At 71.2% G+C, this 9,374-nt stretch carries 6 protein-coding genes and 1 pseudogene; 2 read left to right on the top strand and 5 right to left on the bottom strand.

Annotated features, from left to right (window positions below):
- The 3 genes from B1L11_RS53435 to B1L11_RS42895 form a co-directional block, all read right to left on the bottom strand.
- The coding region (locus tag B1L11_RS53435) for a CBS domain-containing protein (RefSeq protein WP_256863399.1) at window positions 1-657 on the bottom strand (657 nt) is incomplete at its 3' end.
- Entirely contained in the window at window positions 582-1,154 is a 573-nt protein-coding gene (locus B1L11_RS53430) for a site-2 protease family protein (protein WP_256863398.1), read from the bottom strand. The genes B1L11_RS53430 and B1L11_RS53435, both read right to left, overlap by 76 nt.
- Before the next feature lie 209 nt (window positions 1,155-1,363).
- Window positions 1,364-3,103, bottom strand: coding sequence for a rhamnogalacturonan lyase (locus tag B1L11_RS42895; RefSeq protein ID WP_179155586.1), 1,740 nt, complete (start codon window positions 3,101-3,103; stop codon window positions 1,364-1,366).
- A 26-nt stretch (window positions 3,104-3,129) separates the two neighbouring features.
- Between B1L11_RS42895 and B1L11_RS53425 the strand changes: the two genes are divergently transcribed.
- Window positions 3,130-3,366 carry a hypothetical protein gene (locus tag B1L11_RS53425; RefSeq protein WP_256863397.1) on the top strand — a complete coding sequence of 79 codons (237 nt, stop codon included), beginning with the start codon at window positions 3,130-3,132 and terminating at the stop codon, window positions 3,364-3,366.
- On the opposite strand, the pseudogene B1L11_RS47675 reads toward B1L11_RS53425, so the two are convergent.
- A pseudogene (locus tag B1L11_RS47675) lies at window positions 3,315-3,662 on the bottom strand (cellulose binding domain-containing protein); the annotation flags it as partial. The gene B1L11_RS53425 and the pseudogene B1L11_RS47675 sit on opposite strands and share 52 nt — an antisense overlap.
- 458 nt (window positions 3,663-4,120) lie before the next feature.
- Between B1L11_RS47675 and B1L11_RS42890 the strand changes: the two are divergent.
- On the top strand, window positions 4,121-5,434 hold the full coding sequence (locus B1L11_RS42890; protein ID WP_079320894.1) for an FAD-dependent oxidoreductase: 1,314 nt from the start codon (window positions 4,121-4,123) through the stop codon (window positions 5,432-5,434).
- 10 nt (window positions 5,435-5,444) lie between these two features.
- Here the strand turns inward: B1L11_RS42890 and B1L11_RS42885 are convergent.
- Window positions 5,445-9,374, bottom strand: a 3,930-nt coding sequence (locus B1L11_RS42885) for a HAMP domain-containing protein (protein WP_079320893.1), incomplete at its 5' end; no start/stop codon positions are given.

Below are 9,374 nucleotides of genomic sequence, written 5' to 3'. Positions count from 1 at the left end.
GTCTCCGGGAGGGGGCGGGGCGAGGTCGGCGCCGCGCGGCGTCCGGTACGGCTCGCGCGCCCGCAGGTCCACCGTCTGGATGGTCCGGCTGATGTCGGTGGGGGTGACCAGGCCGACGAGGTGGCCGTCGTCGTCGAGCACTACGGCTCGGCCGTCCGCGCCGCCGCTCATCCGCTGGAGCAACTCCGTGAGCTGGTCGCCGGGGCGCGCCGCGGGCACGTCCGACGGCGGGCAGGCGATGTCCCGCAGCCTGGTGATCGGGCGGTCCTCGGGGGGCACGCGCCGGACGCGGCCCAGCGTCACCAGTCCCACGAACCGGCCGTCGTCGTCCAGCAGCGGATAGGTGGACAGGTGGTGGCGCAGCACGAGCCGGTCGACCAGCCCGGCCACGGTCTCGTCGGGATGGGCGACGACCGGGTCGCGCGACATCACCTCACCCACCGTGATCCCGTGCAGGGCGGCGTCGATCTGCGTCTGCTGCTCCTCCGCGGTGGCCGCGTTCACCAGGAACAGGCCGATCAGGGCCAGCCAGAACCCCTGGAGTCCGAGGCCGGAGACGAGGTTGAGGAAACCGATCGCGATCAGGACGTAGCCGAAGACGCGGCGGCCCGGGCGGCGGCCACGGCGGCCCGCAGGCGGTCGTGCCAGCGGGCCCACAGGAAGGCGCGCAGCACCCGGCCGCCGTCCAGCGGCGCGGCGGGCACCAGGTTGAACACGGCCAGCAGCACGTTCACCGCGGCCAGGTAGGTGAACATCCCGCTGACCAGGGGCGGCGCGCCGATGACCGCGATCCCCCAGGACGCGAGGGCGAAGACGCCGCCGAGCACGACGCTGGTCAGCGGCCCCACTCCGGCGATCTTGAGATCGGCGCCGGGGGAGCGCGGCTCCCCGCGCAGTTCCGCCACCCCGCCGAGCAGCCAGAGCGTGATGCCGTTGACCTCCAGCCCGTGCCGCTTGGCGACGATCGCGTGAGCAAGTTCGTGCGCGAGCAGCGAGGCCAGGAAGAGCAGGGCCGACACCACCGCGGCCAGCACGTACGCCGCCGTCGGCAGGCCGGGGAAGGCGATGGGGAAGCGCCCGAAGGCCAGCCCGATCACCAGGATCACGACGATCACGAGGACGCTGATGTTGAGCCCGACCGGGACCCCGCCCACGCGGCCGAGACTTATCGACGATCGCATCCTGCCACCCCCTCGGCCCTCCGCTGTGACTGCCCTACCCACAAAGGCGCAGGTCACGCGGCGACCGGGGACCTGGAGACCCGGAGACCTCGACGCCCAGTCGGCGGGACGCAGCCGGAGGCCCCGTGCGCGGCGGCGGCCGCGGACCTCGCCAGGTATGTCCGCGGCCGCCGCCGGGGGGATCACCTCAGGTAGATGTTCGGCCTGGCGGGCGTCGCCATGCCGTCCCCCAGGAAGAAGCCTGTGTGGGGTGGCTGGTTGTAGGCGGTGTTCTGCCAGGCGACCGCCACCCGGTATGTCGGGTCGTGCATCAGCGTGTGGATCTGCCGGCTCGCCGCCGTGGTCGTGCTGTAGATCCGCAGGGCGGTGTTGTCACTCGTCGGCCAGACGACCTCCTCGCGCCAGTCGCCGAACAGGTCGGCGGACAGGGACGGGGTGGACTTGGTGCCGTTGTTGGAATGCACGCCGCTCGCCGTCAGCAGCCTCGTGTCGGAGCCGGTGCCGTACTTGTCGATGTGGGTGCCGTCGAGCAGTTCGCGGACCGGGTCGGCGTCCCACCACGCGAGGAAGTTCGCCGAGCCCGGCTTGCGCCCGACGTTCTGCCCCTTGGTGTTGAAGACGCCGCTGACGGCGGACGACCACGACTCGGCGCCCGGGCTGCCTGCCCAGACGTCGTCGGAGACGCCGCGCCCGTTGTCGCAGCCGCAGGAGGCGTTGCTCCAGATGATCGAGCCGGTGCGGGCGTCGGCCATCCACGCCGCGGGCTTGCTGGTGTCCTCGTCCACCTTGAACACCTCGAGCCCGGCGCGCGACGGGTCGAGGTCGCCGACGTGCAGCGCGTCGCCGTGCCCGTTGCCGGTGTTCCACAGCGCGGAGCCGTTGTCGTTGATCGCCATCGCGCCGAAGACGATCTCGTCCTTGCCGTCGGCGTCCACGTCGGCGACGGCGAGGTTGTGGTTGCCCTGGCCGGCGTACTGGCTGCCGGCGGAGTTGGAGTCGAACTTCCACCGCTCGACCAGGGAGCCGTTGCGGAAGTCCCACGCCGCGATGACCGTACGGGTGTAGTAGCCGCGCGACATGATCAGGCTGGGTCGCTGGCCGTCGAGGTAGGCGGTGGCGGCGAGGAAGCGGTCCACCCGGTTGCCGTACGAGTCGCCCCAGGAAGAGACCGTCCCACGCGGCGGGTCGTAGTTGACCGTGGACATGGCCGCGCCGGTCTGGCCGTTGAACATGGTCAGGTATTCGGGGCCGGACAGGACGTAGCCGGAGGAGTTGCGGTAGTCGGCGCTCGCGTTGCCGATGGTCTTCCCGGTGCCGTCCTTGGTGCCGTCGGCGGTCTTCATCGCCACCTCGGCCCTGCCGTCGCCGTCGTAGTCGTACACCTGGAACTGCGTGTAGTGCGCGCCCGCGCGGATGTTGCGGCCGAGGTCGATCCGCCACATGCGGGTGCCGTTCAGCCTGTACGCGTCGACGAAGACATCGCCCGTGTAGCCGGACTGGGAGTTGTCCTTGGAGTTGGACGGGTCCCATTTCAGCACGAACTCGTACTGCCCGTCGCCGTCGAGGTCGCCCACGCTCGCGTCGTTGGCGCTGTAGGTGTAGGCCACTCCGTCGGGTGTGGTGCCGCCGGACGGCGGCTGGATGGGCACGTCGAGGTGGTCGCCGCCGGTGAAGCGCAGCGACGTCTCCGACGCCGCCTGCTCGGCGCCGTTCACCACGGCCCGCACGGTGTACGTGGCGTCGGCTGCGGCCCCCGAGTCGAAGTAGTTCGTGGAGCCGGTGATCGGTGAGGAGTTCAGTCTCGTCGAACCCCGGTAGATGTTGAATCCGGTGCCGATGCTCTCGGTGCCGAGGAGGCGCCAGGAGACCAGGTTGCCGCTGCCGGACCGCACGCTGATCAGGCCGCGGTCGAGATCCTCCATCTGCCGCGCGCCCGCGGGGATGCTCGGTGGGCACTCGCCGGAGGGGCTGGGTGTGGGGCTCGCGGAGGGGGCTGGGCGTGGGGCTCACGGAGGGCGACCGGGTCGGGCTCGCGCTGGGACTCGCAGTGGGACTGCTCGTGACCCCGCCGGTGCAGGCGGTGCCGTTGAGCGCGAAGCTCGCGGGCACGGGGTTGGACGAGTCGTTCCACGAGCCGTTGAAGCCGAACGACGCCGTGCCGCCGGTGGGGATCGAGGCGTTGTAACCGGCGTCCTTGGCGCTGACCTGCGCGCCGCTCTGGGTGACCGTGGCGTTCCACGCCTGCGTGACGGTCTGGCCGGCGGTGTACGACCAGGTGAGCGTCCAGCCGTTGACGGCGTCACCGAGATTGGTGATCGTGACGGCGGCTCCGAACCCGCCCTGCCACTGGTTGGTCACCTGGTAGTCCACCCGGCAGCCCGCCGCCGCAGAGGCGGGCAGGGCGGGCAGGACCCCGGCCCCCGCGAGCGCGGCGGCAGAGGCCACGGCGGCGACCAGAGCGGGTCTTCGTCGTGTGGTCATCTGGAACTCCATGAGGGGGTGCCGACAGGGGCGCGGCATTCAGCCGGAAGCGCGTGCGTGCTAGGGGGTTCTCCCAGGCGGGACCTCCGGGGTCGGACCGGGCCCCGGCGGGTACGGTGCGACGGGAAGCGCCGGGGTGCGTCATCACAACGCGAAACCGGTGATGTGGTCAATCAGCCTCGGTTCATCAATGTGAACGCAATCATCCGACGCGTCCGGCCCGCCGATCTATGGCTGCTAGGAGCCGGTGCGGGCGTGTCACCTGCACGCCGACACCGGGTGTCGATCATTGAAACTTTCAGACCCGCGTGCCGTGCCGCTCTGTGAACGATCACAGATCTGATCTCTCACCGTCGGCTTCCACGCTCCCGCCGAGCCGCTGCATCCGCCCCGCCGTTCCGGTTCGAAGTCCTTGAAGGGAGCCGTCCGGCGCGGCCGGTCAGGGAGGAGATCCGCTCATGCCACAGCCTGCCACGGTGATCGTCGTCGGCGCGGGGCTCGCCGGCCTGGCCTGCGCCTGGCACCTGCGCCAGGAGGGGGTGCCGGTCCGCGTCCTGGAGGCGTCCGACGGAGTGGGCGGCCGGATCCGCACCGACCGGGTGAACGGCTTCCGGCTCGACCGGGGCTACCAGATCTTCAACACCAGCTACCCGGAACCCGCCCGGGTCCTCGACATCGGCGCGCTGGACCTACGGCGGTTCACCAACGGAGCGATGATCTTCCGGGACGGCCGGCGCGAGCGGGTCGAGCTGCCCTGGCGGCACCCTCGGCACGCGCTCAGCGGTCTGCTCGCCCATGTGGGCACGCCGTTCGACAAGGCGGTGCTCGCCGCGGTGACCGCCCGCGACCTGCTGCTCCCCGACTCCCTCGTACGGCGGCGCGGTGGCGCCGAGCGCACCACCCTGGCCGAGCTGCGGCGCTGGGGCGCGTCCCCCGAGATCGTCGAGAACCTGTTCCGCCCCCTTCTGGCGGGAGTCGTGCTCGAACGGGAGCTGGAGACCTCCAGCCGGATCTTCCACCTTCTGTGGCGGTCGTTCGCCCGCGGCAGGATCGGCGTGCCGGCCCTCGGCATGGAGCGGATCCCCGCCCAGCTCGCCGCCCGCCTGCCGGAGGGCGCGATCTCGCTGGAGACGCCGGTCAGCGCGCTGACTCCCGAAGGCGTCGCCCTCGCGGACGGAGGCGAGGTCGCGGGTGCGGCCGTGGTGGTGGCGGTGGATCCGCCCACGGCCGGGCGGCTGGTGCCCGGCCTGCCGGTGCCCGCGATGCGGCCGGTCACGACCTTCTACCACGCCGCCCCGGCCTCGCCCCTCGGCGAGCCCACGCTGGTCGTGGACGCGAAGGGAGTGATCACCGACACGATCGTGATCACCGACGCGGCCCCCGAGTACTCCGCCGACGGCCGCGCCCTGATCGCCACCTCGGTGCTCGGCGTCCACACGGACCGGGACGAGCCCCGGGTGCGGGCCCGGCTCACCGAGATCTATGGCGACACCTCGTCGTGGGAGCACGTCGCCACCTACGCGGTCGAGGCGGCCCTGCCCGCCATGCCGCCGCCGATGCCGTTGCGCCGCCCGGTGCGTCTGGAAGCGGTCGGGCTGGGCGCCCGGCGCTACGTGTGCGGCGACCACCGGGACACCGGCTCCCACCAGGGCGCGCTGGTCTCCGGACGGCGGGCGGCCCGGGCGGTGCTCGAGGACCTGCGCCGGGCGGCGCGGGCCCGGGGCCGTCGCACCGCCCCCGCCTCTGGCCCGGCCCCGACCCGTCAGCCCTGAGGGACTGTGCCTACCTGTCGCCGTTGCCGGGCAGGTCCAGCCAGCGCTGCATGCAGACGATGAGCTCCTCGGCGTCCACCGGCTTGGTGACGTAGTCGCTCGCGCCCGACGACAGCGTCTTCTCCCTGTCGCCGTGCATGGCCTTGGCGGTGACCGCGATGATCGGCAGCTGGGCGAAGCGCGGCATGGACCGGATGGCGGCGGTGGCGGCGTAGCCGTCCATCTCCGGCATCATGATGTCCATCAGCACCAGATCCACGTCGTCGTTGCGCATCAGCACGTCGATGCCCTTGCGGCCGTCCTCCGCGTACAGCACCTGCATGCCGTGCAGTTCGAGGATCGTGGTGAGCGCGAAGACGTTGCGCACGTCGTCGTCCACGACCAGCACCTTGCGGCCCACGAGCGCGCTGTCGACCTTCCCGAGCTCCTGCGCCCCCTCCTCCGACGCCGGCTGCACGAGCGGCAGGACGTTGCCGGGCTCCTCGGCGGACAGGTGCAGGGTGATCCGCTCGCGCAGCTCGTCGAGGCTGGGCAGGCGCTCCAGCGGCTGGTTGCGGGAGCGCACCTGCAGCAGATCCTCCTGCGGGCGCGACAGCTTGCGCGAGTGGTGCGCGAGCACCGGCAGCGCCCGCAGCGCCGGATCGGAGTCGAGCCCCTTGAGGAAGTCGGCCGCGGCGTCGTGCGGCATGCCGAGGTCGAGCACCACGCAGTGGACGCTCTCCTGCCGCAGCATCGACAGCGCGGAGTGGGCGTCGCTCGCGGTCGACACGTGGACCGGCCCGTGGGTGTCGTGCAGGTCGGCCGCGACGCTCTGGGCCAGCATGGACAGCAGGCCGCCGGGCTTGGCCTCGACGACCAGCAGGCGGCGCTCCGCCCTGCGGTCGTCCCTGCCGCCCGAGGTCTGCGCCGCCGCGGGCGCCGGGTGCGGGAAGATCAGCGGCGGCTCCTCCACCCGCGTCTCGGGTTCGTCCCTCTCCACGCCGTCGAAGTGAGCCAGCGGAAGGTAGAGCGTGAACGTGCTGCCCTCGCCCGGCGTGCTGGTCGCGCGGATCTCGCCGCCGAGCAGGGTCGCGATCTCCCGGCTGATCGACAGGCCGAGGCCGGTGCCGCCGTACTTGCGGCTGGTGGTGCCGTCGGCCTGCTGGAAGGCGTCGAAGATCTGCGAGAGGTTCTCCGCGGCGATGCCGATGCCGGTGTCCACCACGTGGAAGGCCAGGATCTCCTGGCCGGCGGCGTCCGGTAGGTCCACGTCGGCCGCCCGTTCGATGCGCAGCTCGACCGAGCCCGCCTCGGTGAACTTGACCGCGTTCGACAGCAGGTTGCGCAGCACCTGCCGCAGCCGCTGCTCGTCGGTCAGCAGCTGGGCCGGCACGTCGGAGGCCACCGTCACCCCGAACCGCAGCCCCTTCTGGGTGGTCAGCGGGCGGAAGTTGGCGTCCACGTAGTCGAGCAGCTGGCGCAGGCTGACGGGCTCCGGCGTGATGTCCATCTTGCCGGCCTCGATCTTGGACAGGTCGAGGATGTCGTTGATGAGCTGCAACAGGTCGGTGCCGGCCGAGTGGATGACGTTGGCGTACTCCACCTGCTTGGGCGTGAGGTTGCGGGTGGGATTCTGGGAGAGGAGCTGCGCCAGGATGAGCAGCGAGTTGAGCGGGGTGCGCAGCTCGTGGCTCATGTTGGCGAGGAACTCGCTCTTGTACTTGGACGCCAGCGCGAGCTGCTGGGCCCGGTCCTCCAGCTCCTGGCGGGCCTGCTCGATCTCGCTGTTCTTGGTCTCGATGTCGCGGTTCTGCTGGGCCAGCAGTTCCGCCTTCTCCTCAAGCTCGGCGTTCGAGCGCTGCAGCTCCTCCTGCCGCACCTGGAGCTCGGTGGCCAGCCGCTGCGACTCGGCCAGCAGCGCGTCGGTGCGGGCGTTGGCCACGATCGTGTTGACGTTGACGCCGATGATCTCGACGAGCTGCTCGAGGAAGTCGAGGTGCACGCCGGAGAAGCGGCCGAGGCTGGCCAGCTCGATCACGCCGAGCACCTGGTCCTCGACCACGATCGGCAGCACGACGAGGTTCACCGGGTCGGCCGCGCCGAGGCTGGAGGACACGGTCAGGTAACCCGGCGGGATGTCCTCGACCAGGATCGTCCGCCTGTCCTGCGCGGCCTGGCCGACCAGCGACTCGCCGAACGCGTAGCGGCGGGAGGTCTCCCGGTGGCCGTAGCAGCCGACCACGCGCAGCTCCGCGCCCCCGGTGGTCTCCTCGGCCAGCAGGAACGTGCCGTGCTGCGCGCTGACCAGGGGGGCCAGCTCGTTCATGACCAGCTCGGCGACCGCGGACAGGTCGCGGTGGCCCTGCATGAGCCCGGAGATGCGGGCCAGGTTGGTCTTGAGCCAGTCCTGCTCCCGGTTGGCCCGGGTCGACGCGCGCAGCGACTCAACCATGGAGTTGACGTTGTCCTTGAGGTCGGCGAGCTCGCCCTCCGCGTCCACGTCGATGGAGCGGGTGAGGTCGCCGGAGGTCACGGCGCTGGTCACCTCGGCGATCGCGCGCACCTGCCGGGTGAGGTTGCTGGCCAGCTCGTTGACGCTCTCGGTCAGCCGCTTCCAGGTGCCGGACACGCCCTCGACCTCGGCCTGGCCGCCGAGCCTGCCCTCGGTGCTGACCTCGCGGGCGACGCGGGTGACCTCGGCGGCGAACGAGGAGAGCTGGTCGACCATCGTGTTGATGGTCGTCTTCAGCTCCAGGATCTCGCCGCGGGCGACAACGTCGATCTTCCTCGTCAGGTCGCCCCGGGCGACTGCCGTGGTGACCTGGGCGATCGACCGGACCTGGTTGGTCAGGTTGTCGGCCATCGAGTTGACGTTGTCGGTGAGGTCCTTCCAGGTGCCCGCCACGTTGGGCACCCGGGCCTGGCCGCCGAGCTGGCCCTCGGTGCCGACCTCGCGGGCGACGCGGGTGACCTCGTCGGCGAACGCGCTGAGCGTGTCGACCATGGTGTTGATGGTCTGGGCGAGCGCGGCGACCTCGCCCTCGGCCTCGACGGTGATCTTCTGCGACAGGTCGCCCCTGGCGACGGCGGTGGCCACCTGGGCGATCGAGCGGACCTGGATGGTGAGGTTGGACGCCATCACGTTGACGGAGTCGGTCAGGTCCTTCCAGGTGCCCGACACGCCGCGTACGGTGGCCTGGCCGCCCAGCCGTCCCTCGGTGCCGACCTCGCGGGCGACGCGGGTGACCTCGTCGGCGAACGACGAGAGCTGGTCGACCATCGTGTTGATGGTCTCCTTCAGCTCCAGGATCTCGCCGCGGGCGTCGACGCGGATCTTCTGCGACAGGTCGCCCTTGGCGACCGCCGTGGTCACCTCGGCGATGCTGCGCACCTGGTCGGTGAGGTTGTCGGCCATGACGTTCACCGACTCGGTCAGCGCCTTCCAGGTGCCGGAGACGCCCTTGACGTCGGCCTGGCCGCCCAGCCGTCCCTCGGTGCCGACCTCGCGGGCGACGCGGGTGACCTCGTCGGCGAACGCGCTCAGCGTGTCGACCATGGTGTTGATGGTCTGGGCGAGCGCGGCGACCTCGCCCTTGGCCTCGACGGTGATCTTCTGCGACAGGTCGCCCTTGGCGACCGCCGTGGCGACCTGGGAGATGTTGCGGACCTGGCTGGTGAGGTTGCCCGCCATGAAGTTCACCGAGTCGGTGAGGTCGCGCCAGGTGCCCGACACACCCTTGACGTCGGCCTGGCCGCCGAGCTGGCCCTCGGTACCCACTTCGCGGGCGACGCGGGTGACCTCGTCGGCGAAGGACGAGAGCTGGTCGACCATGGTGTTGACGGTGTTCTTGAGTTCGAGGATCTCGCCGCGGGCGTCGACGGTGATCTTCTGGGAGAGGTCGCCCTTGGCGACGGCGGTGGTGACCTCGGCGATGGAGCGGACCTGGCTGGTGAGGTTGCC

Source organism: Microbispora sp. GKU 823 (assembly GCF_002027145.1).
Lineage (GTDB): Bacteria > Actinomycetota > Actinomycetes > Streptosporangiales > Streptosporangiaceae > Microbispora > Microbispora siamensis.
The sequence above is the reverse complement of the archived record's forward strand: the minus strand, read 5'-3'. Positions and strand labels throughout refer to the sequence as shown.